This window comes from Comamonas sp. JNW (assembly GCF_003105075.1).
GTDB classification, from domain to species: Bacteria; Pseudomonadota; Gammaproteobacteria; order Burkholderiales; family Burkholderiaceae_C; genus Comamonas; species Comamonas squillarum.
Genome location: NZ_QETI01000005.1, coordinates 193,308 through 207,797, shown reverse-complemented (window position 1 = coordinate 207,797; position 14,490 = coordinate 193,308). Strand labels below are relative to the sequence as shown.

Annotated in this window: 12 protein-coding genes, 2 tRNA genes and 1 riboswitch; of the genes, 11 read left to right on the top strand and 3 right to left on the bottom strand. The window is 62.3% G+C overall.

Features of this window, described 5'->3' with window-relative positions; all coding sequences use genetic code 11:
* Positions 1 to 86: 86 nt before the first annotated feature.
* Positions 87 to 869, top strand: coding sequence for a glutamine amidotransferase (locus tag DCO45_RS09915; protein WP_243419307.1), 783 nt, complete (start codon positions 87 to 89; stop codon positions 867 to 869).
* Here the strand turns inward: DCO45_RS09915 and DCO45_RS09910 are convergent.
* Together DCO45_RS09910 and DCO45_RS09905 are read right to left on the bottom strand one after the other, a co-directional pair.
* Positions 842 to 1,156, bottom strand: coding sequence for a DUF2322 family protein (locus DCO45_RS09910; RefSeq protein ID WP_116925682.1), 315 nt, complete (start codon positions 1,154 to 1,156; stop codon positions 842 to 844). The genes DCO45_RS09915 and DCO45_RS09910 overlap by 28 nt on opposite strands.
* Before the next feature lie 130 nt (positions 1,157 to 1,286).
* The gene (locus DCO45_RS09905) at positions 1,287 to 1,769 is read right to left on the bottom strand and encodes an EVE domain-containing protein (RefSeq protein ID WP_116925681.1); all 483 of its coding nucleotides are present in this window, start codon (positions 1,767 to 1,769) and stop codon (positions 1,287 to 1,289) included.
* A gap of 454 nt (positions 1,770 to 2,223) precedes the next feature.
* On the opposite strand from DCO45_RS09905, the gene infA reads away from it, so the two are divergent.
* From infA to DCO45_RS09890, 3 genes are all read left to right on the top strand, one after another.
* Complete coding sequence (infA, locus tag DCO45_RS09900; protein ID WP_021028051.1) at positions 2,224 to 2,475, top strand: translation initiation factor IF-1; 252 nt, start codon at positions 2,224 to 2,226, stop codon at positions 2,473 to 2,475.
* An 82-nt stretch (positions 2,476 to 2,557) separates the two neighbouring features.
* Positions 2,558 to 2,634, top strand: a tRNA-Pro gene (locus DCO45_RS09895).
* A gap of 274 nt (positions 2,635 to 2,908) precedes the next feature.
* Positions 2,909 to 2,985, top strand: a tRNA-Pro gene (locus DCO45_RS09890).
* Positions 2,986 to 3,078: 93 nt separating this feature from the next.
* On the opposite strand, the gene DCO45_RS22675 is transcribed toward DCO45_RS09890, so the two are convergent.
* On the bottom strand, positions 3,079 to 3,273 hold the full coding sequence (locus DCO45_RS22675) for a hypothetical protein (protein WP_133248128.1): 195 nt from the start codon (positions 3,271 to 3,273) through the stop codon (positions 3,079 to 3,081).
* 189 nt (positions 3,274 to 3,462) lie between these two features.
* On the opposite strand from DCO45_RS22675, the gene nrdA reads away from it, so the two are divergent.
* The 7 genes from nrdA (at position 3,463) to DCO45_RS09855 (ending at position 13,988) form a co-directional block, all read left to right on the top strand.
* Entirely contained in the window at positions 3,463 to 5,742 is a 2,280-nt protein-coding gene (gene nrdA, locus DCO45_RS09885; protein ID WP_116925680.1) for a class 1a ribonucleoside-diphosphate reductase subunit alpha, read from the top strand.
* 14 nt (positions 5,743 to 5,756) lie between these two features.
* Positions 5,757 to 6,890 (top strand): class Ia ribonucleoside-diphosphate reductase subunit beta, encoded by a 1,134-nt coding sequence (gene nrdB, locus DCO45_RS09880; RefSeq protein ID WP_116925679.1) that lies wholly within the window; start codon positions 5,757 to 5,759, stop codon positions 6,888 to 6,890.
* Positions 6,887 to 7,189: a class I ribonucleotide reductase maintenance protein YfaE gene (yfaE, locus tag DCO45_RS09875; RefSeq protein WP_116925678.1), complete on the top strand. Its 303-nt coding sequence runs from the start codon at positions 6,887 to 6,889 to the stop codon at positions 7,187 to 7,189. Before nrdB ends, yfaE begins: the two co-directional genes overlap by 4 nt.
* A 429-nt stretch (positions 7,190 to 7,618) precedes the next feature.
* On the top strand, positions 7,619 to 9,721 hold the full coding sequence (locus tag DCO45_RS09870) for a hydantoinase/oxoprolinase family protein (RefSeq protein ID WP_116925677.1): 2,103 nt from the start codon (positions 7,619 to 7,621) through the stop codon (positions 9,719 to 9,721).
* Positions 9,722 to 9,723: 2 nt separating this feature from the next.
* Entirely contained in the window at positions 9,724 to 11,400 is a 1,677-nt protein-coding gene (locus DCO45_RS09865) for a hydantoinase B/oxoprolinase family protein (protein ID WP_116925676.1), read from the top strand.
* A gap of 78 nt (positions 11,401 to 11,478) precedes the next feature.
* Positions 11,479 to 12,861, top strand: coding sequence for an MFS transporter (locus tag DCO45_RS09860; RefSeq protein ID WP_116925675.1), 1,383 nt, complete (start codon positions 11,479 to 11,481; stop codon positions 12,859 to 12,861).
* Between the two features lie 182 nt (positions 12,862 to 13,043).
* On the top strand, positions 13,044 to 13,988 hold the full coding sequence (locus DCO45_RS09855; RefSeq protein ID WP_116925674.1) for a LysR substrate-binding domain-containing protein: 945 nt from the start codon (positions 13,044 to 13,046) through the stop codon (positions 13,986 to 13,988).
* A 96-nt stretch (positions 13,989 to 14,084) separates the two neighbouring features.
* Positions 14,085 to 14,356: riboswitch (cobalamin riboswitch) on the top strand.
* Positions 14,357 to 14,490: the final 134 nt, after the last annotated feature.

Genomic DNA, 14,490 nt, shown 5'->3' with positions numbered 1-14,490 from the left:
CGGCAATTAAATCCACCGGGTTGAAGGCCATCCGGGGCTGGCCTGCATTACAGTGCATGGGCCAGCCCTTCTTTTTGCCTTCACCCGTGTCTGAAAAAACTCTGCTGCTTATCCAGGTCGGCACACCGCCCGACGACATCCGTGCCCAGGTCGGCGATCTGCCGCTGTGGTTCTCCGCCGTCCTCGCCGCTGGGCCTGCCTTCCAGGTGGTGCGGGTGTTCGAGGGCGAACCCTTGCCGCCGCATGATGCACACAGCGCTGCGATCATCACCGGCTCCTGGGCCATGGTGACGGACCTGCTGCCCTGGAGCGAGGCGACCGCCCAATGGATACGGGAGGCGATGGCGCGGGACATGCCGCTCTTTGGCATTTGCTACGGCCACCAGCTGATGGCCCATGCGCTGGGCGGCCGGGTGGACTACCACCCCCAGGGGCGCGAGATGGGGTGCCTGGATATTGCGCTGCTGCCAGGCGCAGAGCACGAGGCCTTGCTCGCTGGCTCAGGCCGGCACTTCAAAGCCAACCTGACCCATATGCAGACGGTGCTGGAGCTGCCGCCCGGCGCCCGGGTGCTGGCCCGCTCGGCCCATGATCCGCACCAGGTCGTGCGCTATGGGCCCCATGCGGTGTCCACCCAGTTCCATCCGGAGTTCAGCCCGGCTGTGGCTGCCGCCTGCATCGAGCTGCGCGCGCAGGTGCTGCAAGCTGAAGGTTTTGACCCGGCGGCGATGCTCGCGCAGCTGAGCGACACGCCCGTGCCCCAGCAGATGCTGCAGCGCTTTGTGGCCGCCTATGCCGGCCAGCCAGCAGCTGCGCCGGCGCTGCAAGCGGCCCAGGTGCCTCAGGCCGAGACGATCTTGACGGTATAGCCCTTGCCGGAGGCGATCACCTCCATCAGGCGATCAATATTGGGATGCGCGCCGGGGCGGGCCTTGGCGTCATCCGTGTGCTCGGCAAAGATCGTGAGGCCTTCTTCGGCCGCTGCCACATTGATGCCGCCATGCTTGGCCGCCAGCGCGTTGTAGACCTTGACCGAACCGGCTTTGCCCGGTGCATTGGGAATGGTGGCCGCCACCTGGCCATCGGCAGCGATCAGTTGCAGCTCGGCGATATGGTCGATGGAGGGCAGGGACTGGAGGTTGTCAGCAAAAGCCATGGGGATTCCTGGGCGCAAAGGTAGTATCAAAAAAATAGCTGCCGGTGCTTATTGCATGGGCAGCTCACGGGTTTTGTATTATGCAGCAGCGCTTGCCGCCAACGGGGGCTGGCAGCGCTCCTCGCGCGCATTAGCCCTGGGCCTTGACCAGGTCCATGATAAAGCGCCAATGCGCCTCGTCCACCGGCGTGATCGACAGGCGATTGCCTTTTTGCAGCACGCGCATCTCTTGCAGCTCTGGGTACTGGCGCAGTGCAGCTACCGTGATCGGCCTGATCTTGCGCAGCGCCTGCACATCGAGCATCAACCAGCGCGGGGCCTCCGGCTTGGACTTGGGGTCATAGTATTTGGACTGCGGGTCAAACTGGCTGGTATCGGGCCGCAGCTGGCCTGCAATGCGGGCAATGCCGTAAATACCGGGCTCGGCGCAGCTCGAATGCCAGTACAGCACACCGTCACCCACCTGCATGTCATCGCGCATGAAGTTGCGCGCCTGGTAATTGCGCACCCCATCCCAGGCAATGGTGGCATCGGGGGCGCTGAGCGCATGGTCGATCGCATAGTCGTCCGGCTCGTTTTTCATCAGCCAGTAGCGGGGGGATGCAGCATTCATGGTGTTCGTTGGTGAAGGGGAGGGAGCCATCGGGTTGCACGGCCTGGAGCCAGCCGCGCATGCATGCGCCATGCTAGCCGATGCGCCGGCGCTGCTGCTGCCAGCACAGCCATGCGGGCCTGCGGATCACCGGCGGCGTTTATACGAGACAAGCCACAGCGGAATTGGCAGCAACATAGTACAATAGAGAGCTTTGCAAGCTTTTATAGCTTGGAGGCGTTGGCTGCCCTGGCAGCTGCGCCGTCAATATTGTGTGGGATGCTGGCTGTTGCGCCCCGTTGTCGGGCTGGCAGATATCCGCTTGGTTGCCTTGAAGGCCCTTGCCCCTTGGGTGGCGAGAGTTGGCAAGGCCCTCCCGAACCATGGAGAGAGCCACCGCTTGTTGGTGGCACTGAGAACAGCATGGCGAACCGGTTTCGCACATGCACCACTAGACAAGGATTCGTCGACTTATATGGCTAAAGAAGAACTGATTGAGATGCAAGGCTCCGTGACCGAAGTGCTGCCCGATTCGCGCTTTCGCGTGAAGCTGGACAACGGCCACGAGCTGATCGCTTACACAGGCGGCAAAATGCGCAAGCACCACATTCGCATTCTGGCCGGTGACAAGGTGTCGCTGGAGATGTCGCCCTACGATCTGAGCAAGGGCCGCATCACTTTCCGTCACCTGCCTGGCCGTGGCCCGGCACCGACCCAACAACGTTAACCGCATCGGTGGTGGCCGCTGTAAAAAAATCGTCAAATACGAAATGCAGCTGCCCAAACCCTGGTTACAATAACGGCTTAGTCGGAGCGTAGCGCAGCCTGGTAGCGCATCTGCTTTGGGAGCAGAGGGTCGCGAGTTCGAATCCCGCCGCTCCGACCATTCCATTTAAAAACCTGTTGCATGCAAATGCAGCAGGTTTTTTGTTTTGGCAATTCTTGGCAATTCGCGATATGGCGCGGTTTATCCTGATGGCGCGCCGGCAAGCATCTTTCACATGCTGCTTCATGCACGGCGGGTGGCGCGGCCCTCTCGGTTTTGCTGTGCAAGCGGGCAGGGCGGCTGTCTCGCCAACCACCCCAGCAGATGAAAAGTTGTCAAAGTAATCATTTTTCGCCGGAAGGCGCTCCAGCTCGATATACAATAGCGGCTTAGTCGGAGCGTAGCGCAGCCTGGTAGCGCATCTGCTTTGGGAGCAGAGGGTCGTGAGTTCGAATCCCACCGCTCCGACCATCCTTATCGAAACCTGTTGCACGCAAGTGCAGCAGGTTTTTCGTTTGGGCGGTGCTGCAAAAGGGTAAGGTACCGCCTGCCATTCAGCTTGGTCTATGGCTTGATGGCCCAGGCGATCAACCAGATGGTGATCGCCATCAACATCGGGGGATGATGCCCCTCTTCATCACCGGGAATGTGCCCGCCCGGATACATATATTTACCGGCGCTCTGCGCGTTGATTTTGCAGCATTCTTCGCCCAATCCGCCAGTGCCTAGCAGAAATCGAGCCTGATTTTCTGCTGCCAAGAACGCTACAGGTAGCGTACACTCAAGCCCATAGACACCATATGTAGTGTCCACCGCTTCCCCACAGGTTGTTGATGCTGGTCTCGCTCCAGCCAAAACGCGCCAGCCATGCCTGGCGCGTTTTGGCGCGGGACTGCCGCGTCTTGCGCCCGTGGTCCTGCGTTTTTTATCCCATTAGAAACATCGCAAATGAACCAGACAAGCACTATGAGAGTCACCAAGCGTGACGGTCGCGTTGAGCCTATCGACCTCGACAAAATCCACCGGGTGATTGACTGGGCGGCCAAAGGCCTGAGCAATGTGTCGGTCTCCCAGATCGAGCTGCAGTCGCATATCCAGTTTTATGACGGCATCCGCACCGATGCGATCCATGAAACCATCATCAAGTCTGCGGCCGACCTGATCTCCGAAGACGCACCCGACTACCAGTACGTGGCAGCGCGCCTGGCCATCTTCCACCTGCGCAAGATCGCCTTTGGCCAGTTCGAGCCGCCCCATTTGTACGATCATGTGCAAAAGCTCACCGAGCTCAAGAAGTACGACCCGCACCTGCTGGCCGATTACAGCCGCGAAGAGTACGACGAGATCAATGGTTTCATCGACCACTGGCGCGATATGGACTTCTCCTACGCAGCCGTCAAGCAGCTCGAAGGCAAGTACCTGGTGCAAAACCGGGTGACCAAGCGCATCTACGAGAGCCCGCAGATCCTCTACGTGCTGGTGGCGATGAGTCTGTTTGCCAAGTACCCGGCCGACCGCCGTCTGCAGTACATCAAGCGCTTCTATGACGCCGTCTCGCGCTTCAAGATTTCGCTGCCCACGCCCATCATGTCGGGCGTGCGCACCCCGCTGCGCCAGTTCAGCTCCTGCGTGCTGATCGAGTGCGATGACAGCCTCGACAGCATCAATGCCACCACCAGCGCCATCGTCAAGTACGTCTCGCAGCGCGCCGGTATCGGCATCAACGGCGGCCGTATCCGTGCGCTGGGCAGCGAGATCCGGGGCGGCGAGGCACAGCACACCGGCTGCCTGCCTTTCTTCAAGATGTTCCAGTCGGCCGTCAAGTCCTGCTCGCAAGGCGGCGTGCGCGGCGGTGCAGCCACCTTGTTCTACCCGCTGTGGCACCTGGAGGCCGAGTCGCTGCTGGTGCTGAAGAACAACCGCGGCGTCGAGGAAAACCGCATCCGCCATCTGGACTACGGTATCCAGATCAACCGCATGCTCTACCAGCGCCTGATCAAGGGCCAGAGCATCAGCCTGTTCTCGCCCCATGATGTGCCCGGTCTGTACGAGGCCTTCTTTGCCGACCAGAACAAGTTCGAAGAGCTGTACGTCAAGTACGAGGCTGACGAATCCATCCGCAAGCGCACCCTGCCAGCAGTGGAGCTGTTCTCGCTGATGATGCAAGAGCGCGCCAGCACCGGCCGTATCTACATACAGAACGTTGACCACTGCAACACCCACAGCCCGTTCAACCCGGCCGTGGCTCCCGTGCGCCAGTCGAACCTGTGCATGGAAATCCTGCTGCCCACCAGCCCGCTCGAAGACATCAAGGACGAAAACGGCGAAATTGCGCTGTGCACCCTGTCTGCCTTCAACCTGGGCGCGCTCGAGTCGACCGATGAGCTCGAAGAGCTGGCCGACCTGATCGTGCGTGCGCTCGATGCACTGCTGGACTACCAGGACTACCCGGTAGCCGCTGCCCGCATTGCGACCGAAAAGCGCCGCTCGCTGGGCGTGGGCGTGATCAACTACGCCTACTACCTGGCCAAGAACGGCGTGCGCTACTCCGACGGTTCGGCCAATGGCCTGACCCACCGCACCTTCGAAGCCATCCAGTACTACCTGCTCAAGGCCTCGGTGCAGCTGTCGCGCGAGTTCGGCCCTTGCACCGCCTTTGCCGAGACCAACTACGCAGCCGGCATCCTGCCGATCGACACCTACAAGAAGGATATCGACGCGCTGACCGATGAGCCCCTGCACCTGGACTGGGAAGCCCTGCGCGCCGAGATCAAGACCCACGGCCTGCGCAACTCGACCTTGACGGCGCTGATGCCCTCCGAGACCTCCAGCCAGATCGCCAACGCGACCAATGGCATCGAGCCTCCACGCGGCTTTGTCTCGGTCAAGCAGTCCAAGGACGGCATCCTGCGCCAGGTGGTGCCGGAGATCGATCGCTTGAAGGGCCAGTACGAGCTGCTCTGGCAAATGCCCAACAACGATGGCTACCTCAAACTCGTGGGCCTGATGCAGAAGTTCGTCGACCAGTCCATCTCGGCCAACACCAACTACGATCCCCAGCGCTTTGCCGATGGCAAGGTGCCGATGCAGCAACTGCTCAAGGACCTGCTGCAGGCCTACAAGTTTGGTGTGAAGACGCTCTACTACCACAACACCCGTGACGGTGCCGAAGACATGCAGGGCGCAGCGGCAGAAGACGATTGCGCCAGCGGCGCCTGCAAGATCTAAGCGGAGAGAAGGCGATGGCATACAGCACCTTCTCCAAGGTCGACAATGACCAGCTCAAGGAACCGATGTTCTTTGGCAATTCGGTCAATGTCGCCCGCTACGACCAGCAGAAGTACCCGATCTTCGAGAAGTTGATCGAAAAGCAGCTCTCGTTTTTCTGGCGCCCTGAGGAAGTGGACATCACGCAGGACCGGATCGACTACCAGAACCTGCCCGACCACGAAAAGCACATCTTCATCAGCAACCTGAAGTACCAGACGCTGCTCGACTCCATCCAGGGCCGCAGCCCCAACATGGCCTTCCTGCCGCTGGTATCGCTGCCCGAGCTCGAGACCTGGATCGAGACCTGGGCGTTTTCCGAGACCATCCACTCGCGCTCGTACACGCACATCCTGCGCAACATCGTCAACGATCCATCGGTGATCTTTGACGACATCATGCGCAACGAGAGCATCAAGCTGCGCGCGGGCGATATCTCGTCGTACTACGACGACCTGATCCGCGATGCGATGCTGCACGCCCAGCTGGGCGCAGGCAGCCACACGATCAATGGCGTGGTACACCAGATCGATGTGTACCAGCTCAAGAAGAAGATGTACCTGTGCCTGATGAATGTGAACATTCTGGAGGCCATCCGCTTTTATGTGAGCTTTGCCTGCTCTTTCGCGTTTGCCGAGCGCAAGCTGATGGAGGGCAATGCCAAGATCATCCGCCTGATCGCCCGCGATGAAGCGCTGCACCTGACCGGCACCCAGCATTTGCTCAACATCATGCGCTCGGGCCAGGACGATCCGGACTTTGCCAAGATCGCCAAGGAGACCGAGCAGGAATGCTTTGAGATGTTCAAGACGGCGGCGATGCAGGAAAAGCAGTGGGCCGAGTACCTGTTCCGCGACGGCTCGATGATTGGCCTCAACAAGGACATCCTGAGCCAGTATGTGGAGTACATCACCAATATCCGCATGACCGCGATCGGGCTCAAACCGGCGTTTGACAACGCCAAGAGCAACCCGATCCCCTGGATCAACACCTGGCTGTCGTCCGACACCGTGCAGGTGGCCCCGCAAGAGGTGGAGCTGAGCTCCTACCTGGTGGGCCAGATCAACGCCGAAGTCTCGCTCGATGACCTGAGCGGAATCGAGTTGTGACCACCGTCAGCACCACGGACACCCTTATACGCGTGCTGCCAGGGGAGAGCCTGCTCGAAGCGCTGGAGCGCACGGGCCACGATGTGGAGTACCAGTGCCGTGGTGGTTATTGCGGCAGCTGCCGCCTCACCTTGGTGGAGGGCGAAGTCGTCTACACCCAGGAGCCGCTGGCCTTTGTCGGGCCCAATGAGGTGGTTCCCTGCTGCTGTGTGGTCAAGACCCCCATCAAGGTGGAGTGCAGCCTGCGGCAAGTGGAAACCAGCGCCGACGATAAGAACCAGCTGGCCCTGGACTTGTAATTCTTCTGCCGTTCTGCGCACAGGCCCCAAGCTTTGCTTGGGGCTTTTTTTGTGGCGTGGTGGCAAGCGCAAAGGCAGCCGATCTTGGGTTCCGTCTGGCGCTCAGGCGCCTGGTTTTTCCTCCCTCGTCAAAGCTTTACACAAGCAAGTCCTGATGGTTTTACAGCACCTGTCCGCCCTGATTGGTGCAAGCATGCCGCCGCATGCTGCAGCACTGTGCAGCGCTGGTGCATGGCCGACCAAAAATATGGTCTTTTTGCACTGTCGACGTGCATGGCCACCGGGTAAGCGCGTAATGGTTTTTACCCGCGAAGCACAGCTTGTGCCCGCCCTCGAATTTCTTGTTTGCGCCGACTGGGCGATCACTTGATCATCGCTGCCAGGTCAGAGCTTCTGATCCACACAGCTTGCATGATTCGGAGATACCAGATGGCAACAAGCCAAGTCATACGCGCCGGGGCAGACATCGGCGGCACTTTCACAGATATCGCGCTCGAGGTCGATGGCGTCCTGTTCAGCGAGAAGGTCCTGACGGACTATGAAAAACCTGAGCGCGCCATCGTCACAGGCCTCAAACAGGCGGCAGCCCAGGCAGGCATTGCGCCAGCGCAGATCGGCACGGTGATCCACGGCACGACCCTGGCCACCAACTCGCTGATCGAGCGGCGCGGCGCCAGAACCGCCTTCATCACCAGCGAAGGTTTTCGCGATGTGATCGAGATGCGCAACGAGGGCCGTTTTGAGCAGTACGACCTGGCCATCCAGCTGCCCGCGCCGCTGATTGCCCGCAACCACCGCTATACGGTGCAGGGCCGGCTCGATGCCAAGGGCCAGGAGCTGCAGCCGCTCGATGAGGCAGAGGTGCAGGACGTGATTGCCCAGCTGCGCGAGGGTGCATACGACAGCGTGGCCGTGGGCCTGATGCACAGCTACAAGAACCCGGCCCATGAAAAGCGGGTGCGCGCGCTGATTGTAGAGGCGCTGCCCCAGCTGTCGGTGTCCATCTCCAGCGAGGTCTCGCCGCAGATCCGTGAGTTCGAGCGCTTCAACACCGTCTGCGCCAATGCCTATGTGAAGCCGCTGATGTCCTCCTACCTGCAGCGCCTGGCCCAGGCCTTGGTGGCAGAGGGCATGCATTGCCCGCTCTACCTGATCCACTCGGGCGGCGGGCTGATGTCGCTGGCCAATGCGGCCGAGTTTCCGGTGCGCCTGCTCGAATCCGGCCCGGCCGGTGGCGCCATCTACGCCAGCGATTTTGCGGCCAAGTACGGCCAGGACAAGGTGGTGTCCTTTGACATGGGCGGCACCACCGCCAAGATCTGCCTCATCGACCAGCATGTACCCAAGACAGCGCGCGTGTTTGAAGTGGCGCGTAGCTACCGCTTCAAAAAGGGCAGCGGCATGCCGATCTCGATCCCCGTCATCGAGATGATCGAGATCGGCGCGGGCGGCGGCTCCATCGCCCATGTGGATGACATGCGCCAGGTGCGCGTGGGGCCGGAGAGCGCGGGCTCGGAGCCGGGCCCTGCCAGCTACGGCCGGGGCGGCGCCCGCCCGACGGTGACCGATGCCGACTTGCTGCTGCATAAGCTCGACCCGGCACGCTTTGCCGGCGGCAGCATGCGGCTGAACATGCCTGCCGCGCAAGACGCGATGGCAACCCATGTCGGCCAGGCGCAAGGCCTGGACGCGGTGCGTGCGGCCTATGCCGTGGCCGAAGTGGTGGACGAGAACATGGCCAATGCCGCGCGCATGCATGCCGTGGAGTCCGGCCAGGACCTGGAGGCCTACACGATGATCGCCTACGGCGGCGCTGCGCCGCTGCATGCCGTGCGGCTGTGCGAAAAGCTGGGCATCCATCGCCTGCTGATCCCGACGGGCGCCGGCGTGGGCTCGGCCATCGGCTTTTTGCGCGCGCCCTTTGCCTATGAGTCGCTGCGCAGCTCGGTGATACGCATGAGCCAGTTCGATGGCGAGGCCGTCAATGCCATGCTGCGCGAGATGGAGGTGGAGGTGAGCGCCTTTTTGCACGACACCGGCTACGACGGCGAGACCGTCAAGGAGCTGCGTGCCTTTATGCGCTACTGCGGCCAGGGCTGGGAGATCCCTGTGTCGGTGCCGGTGCAGCACTTTGGAGCGGACAGCGTGCCCGCCCTGAACGCGGCCTTTGTGCAGAACTATGTGGCCTTGTTTGGCCACGCGATCGACGGGCTCGACATCGAGGTGGTGAGTTGGGCACTGTCCTTGCGTTCCAAGACCTTGCCGCCGGCCAAGGCCGCGCTGCAGCGGGGCGGCACGCCCCAAAAGGGTGCCGGTACGGTGCTGGACCGCCGCGAGGTGTTTGACGGCAAACAGGGACAGTTCTATGCCTGCGATATCTATGAGCGCCTGGGCCTGCCCCGGGGCCAGGCCGTGCCCGGCCCGGTGGTGATTGTGGAGAAGGAAACCTCGACCTATGTGAGCCCCGGATTCAAGGTGGTGCTGCAGGCAGATGACTGCATGCTGGTCGAGCGCATGGACAGCGGAGTGTGATCATGGCAAACAATACAGACGTTCATTACCAAATCATGTGGAACCGCCTTATCTCGGTGGTCGAAGAGCAGGCGGTCACCTTGATTCGCACCGCCTTTTGCACCAGCGTGCGGGAGGCGGGGGACTTGTCGGCCGGCGTGTTCGACAAGCAAGGCCGCATGATGGCCCAGGCCGTGACCGGCACCCCAGGTCACGTGAACTCGATGGCCGAGTCGGTCGCGCATTTCGCCAAACGCTTTGAGCGCAACACGCTGCAAGATGGCGATGTGCTGGTCACCAACGACCCCTGGCTGGGCACCGGCCACCTGCACGACATCACCGTCGTCACCCCAGTCTTCTATGGCCGCGATGGCCACAGCGCCCATATCGGTTACTTTGCCGCCACCGCCCATGTGGTGGACATCGGCGGGCGCGGCTTTGGCCCGGACGGCAGCGATGTCTACGAGGAGGGCCTGTGCATTCCGCCGATGAAGTTCTTCCGCGCCGGCGCACTCAATGAGGACCTGATCGAGATCCTGCGCAACAACGTGCGCGAGCGCGACCAGGTGATTGGCGACTTCCATTCGCTGGCCGTCTGCAATGCCACGGGCATGCGCCGCTTGAAGGGCATGCTCGACGAGTTCGGGCTCCATGACCTGGAAGACCTGGCCGGCTTTATCTTTGCCAACAGCCAGCGCGCCACCCGCGAGCGCATTGCCGCCTTGCCCGACGGCACGCAGCGCTACGCGATGACCGTGGACGGATACGAGAAGCCCATCGAGCTGGTCGTGGCCGTGGAGATTGCGGCCGACAAGCTGCGAGCCGACTTCACCGGCACCTCGGATCCCAGCCGCTACGGCATCAATGTGCCGCTGACCTACACCAAGGCCTATGCCTCCTATGCGCTCAAATGCGCGATTGCGCCGGAGATCCCCAACAACTGGGGCTCGCTGGAGCCCTTTGAGATCAGCGCGCCCGAGGACTGCATCCTCAATGCCCACCGCCCGCGCCCGGTGTCGGTGCGCCATGTCATCGGCCACCTGATCCCCGATGTGGTGCTCGGCGCGCTGCAACCCATTTGCCAGGGCGAGATTCCGGCCGAAGGGGCCAGCTCGCTGTGGAACCTGCAGATGCGCTTCAAGGGCATCAGCCCGGCCACGCGCAACCAGCAGCACGAGATCCTGATGTTCAACACCGGCGGCACCGGCGCGCGCCCCTCGAGCGATGGCCTCAGCGCCACCGCCTTCCCCAGTGGCGTGCAGGCCATGTCGGTCGAGGTGACCGAGAGCATCGGCCCCATCATCATCTGGCGCAAGGAGCTGCGGCCCAACTCGGGCGGCGCCGGCCGCTGGCGGGGCGGCCTGGGCCAGCGCATCGAGGTGGGCTCGGCAGAAGGCTTTGAGTTTGACCTGAACGCCATGTTTGACCGCGTGCATTTTGCAGCGCGCGGCCACAACGGCGGCCAAAGCGGCGCACTGGGCAAGGTGTCGCTGGACGACGGCACCGCCTTGCGCGGCAAGGGCAAGCAGCAGATCCCGGCTGGGCGCCGATTGATTTTGGACTTGCCCGGCGGTGGCGGCAACGGCGATGCGGCGCTGCGCCCCACCGCGCTGGTGCAGCGCGATGTGGCTTATGGCTATATCAGCGCCGAACAAGCCAAAACCGATTACGCCCAGGCCACGCCGCTGCCCCCGGCCTGATCGCGTGCCCAAGTCCAGCGGCATAGCCGCTGGTCCTTTCCCATATTTCTCCCCCTGCAGGACACCAAGGACTTCCCGATGCGCACCCACAATCCCATGGCAGATGGCTTTGCCGCCCCAAGTGCAAGCCTTTCGGACTGGTCATCCCCCCATGCGGCGGCGGCGCCGCGCGCGGTGCAGTCCAAGGAGCTCAACCGCATAGTGCTGGCCTCGGTGGTGGGCAGCTTTGTCGAGTGGTTCGAGTTCTCGGTCTACGGCTACCTGGCAGCGGTGCTGGGCAAGGTGTTCTTTGCCACCAGCTCGCCCACCATGCAGATCACCGCATCCTGGGCGGCCTTTGCGATTGCGTTTTTTGCCCGGCCCATTGGCGGCATCTTCTTTGGCTCGCTGGGCGACAAGTACGGCAGAAAGCGGGTGCTGACCATCACCATCATCATGATGGCGATCTCCACCTTTTTGATTGGCGTGCTGCCCGGCTATGCGAGCATCGGCATTGCCGCGCCGCTGCTCCTGATCGTGCTGCGCCTGATGCAGGGGCTGTCGGCCGGTGGCGAGGCCAGTGGCGCGGCCATCTTTGTGGCCGAGTACTGCCGCGACCGCAACCGCACCTTGCTCACCAGCTGGGTTGAGGTGGGCTGCATGGCGGGCTTTTTCTTCGGTGCCTCGGTCTCGGCCATTCTGACGATGTTCTTCAGCGCCGAGCAGATCCTGGACTGGGCCTGGCGCATTCCGTTTCTGATTGCGCTGCCGCTGGGCGCCATTGGCCTCTATATCCGCAAGTACCTGGAAGAGACCCCCACCTTCATGGCCATGAAGCAGCAGCATGACGCACTGGCCCAGGCGAGCTGGAAGGTGCTGTTTGCCACGCACAAGAAAGAGCTGTTCCAGTCCGCTGGCATCATCATCGTGACCAATGTCACCTTGTTCACCGTCGTCACCTATATCCCGACCTACTTTGTCAGCGCGCTGCATGTCGATGTGGCCACCGGCCTCAAGCTCTCGCTGGGCCCGCAGCTTTTTTTGGTGGTGATGATTCCCATCATGGGCCTGCTGGCCGACAAGCTCAGTCGCAAGACGATGATGATCGCTGCGAGCCTGGCGATTGCGGTATTGGCCGTGCCTTGCTTTCACCTGCTGCTCGAAGGCAGCACCGCCGCCAAGATCTCGTCCTTGATGGTGCTCAACTTCTGTCTGGCCATGCTGCTGGGCAGCATCTACTCGATCATCCCTTCGATGTTCCACACCAGCGTGCGCTTCAAGGGCATGGCGCTGAGCTACAACGTGGCTGTGGCGATGTTTGCCGGCACCGCGCCGATGATCAACTCCTGGTTGATTGCCCGCACCGGCAACCCGGTCGTGCCTGCCTACTACCTCATTGGCGCGGCAATCATTGGCCTCATCGCCCTGGTCAGCAGCCGGGACCGCACCGGTCTGCCGATGCATGGTGATCCGGTCCAGTAAGGCCATGCGCTGCTGAGCGCTGCGCCAGCCCGAACGCATCCCTTCTGGATGCGTTTTTTTATGCATCAGCGGGGCAGGGCGCAGCAGGCAAGAGCGGTGGCATGCCGGCCCGCTGGGCGCCGGGCTGCGACCTATAATCATCGCCAGCCCGGGCTCTGCCTCTCCTGGCCTGGCGCTCCTCCATGAAATACAAGCTCCCGCCCCTGCAGCCACTGCGCGTGTTCGAGTCCGTCTACCGCCATGGCTCGATCCGCAAGGCGGCCGACGAGCTGTGCCTGACGCCACAGGCCGCCAGCCAGCAACTCAAGCAATTGGAAAGTGCGCTGGATGTGCAACTGTTCGAGCGCGGCGCGCGGGGCCTGGCGGCCAGCGCCGAGGCGCAGACCTTGTACCACTATGTGGAGCAGGGGCTCGATGCACTGAGCCAGGGGCTGGAAGCCGTGCGCTCCCACCACAAGGCTGCGCAGTTCCATATCCAGGTCAGCCCATACTTTGCAACCCAGTACCTGATCCGCTCGCTGCCCTCGTTCACCAAGGATTACCCGGAGCTCGATCTGCGCATCTCCATCGGTGTGGAGCTGCCTTCGTTCGATAGCGGCGATCTGGATGCAGCCATTGTCTGGGGCTACGGCGGTGTGGACCACCTCGATGAAACGCCGCTGCTCGAAGACCTCAAGGTGATCGTGGCTGCGCCGCAGCTGCTGGCCGAGCACCCGGTGGAGACAGCGCAGGATTTGCCGCACCACCGGCTGATATCGCCGCTGACGCACAACAGTCTGTGGCAGGACATTTATGCGATGCTGGGCCTGGAGCCCGGCGGCAAGCATGTCAGCCCCATGCTGCTGCACACGCACGATGCGATGCTGCAAGCCGTTCTCAGCGGGCAGGGCGTGGGCCTACTGTCCTATGTCGATGCGCTCAGCTATATCCACAGCGGCAAGCTGCTCGCACCCTTTGGGGCGGAGCTGCTGCGACAACTGCCGATGGACAGAACGCCCAAGTTCCACCTCTACACCCGCCGGGGCGGGGGAGAGCGCCCAATCCAGGCCAGCTTTCGGCAGTGGCTGCTGGGCCAGCTGCGCAGCACTGACTTCATCGGCTATGCGACGCGGCTGCCGCAGGGCTGATACAGCCACTGGGGCATGCGCTGTATCGCCCAGCTGACACAGGCCATGGCCAAAAGGCACTGCCCGGGCTTGCGGCTGGTACACTGGCTGCGCTTTGAAAAAAGCCTATCTACAGGTGCTCGCATGCGAGTGAAACGGGAACAAGGTCGGGAGTGCGCTCCCCCAAGCCTTGGCTGCCCCCGCAACGGTAGACAGGAAACGTAGCCGATGCGGCCCGCTCCCACGCGGGCCCAGTCACTGGGGTTGAGAGAGTGTCCACGCCTGCCAGGCAATAAGACACCCGCACCCTGGGAAGACCGGCTACCGGGTCAGCGCCTGCGCTGCACCGCCTGTAAGCCCGGAGACCGGCCTGTTCCTAGTCGCAGTGCGCGCTGTGCCTCTGGCCAGCACGTGCTCTCTCAACTGTCTGCGGGGTGTGGACGGCGGTTCTTCGCGCGACCCCGTCTTGGGGGGTGACCGCGTGCAGTGCAGCCCCCGCATCAGGCAGTTAGCGCCTTTTGTT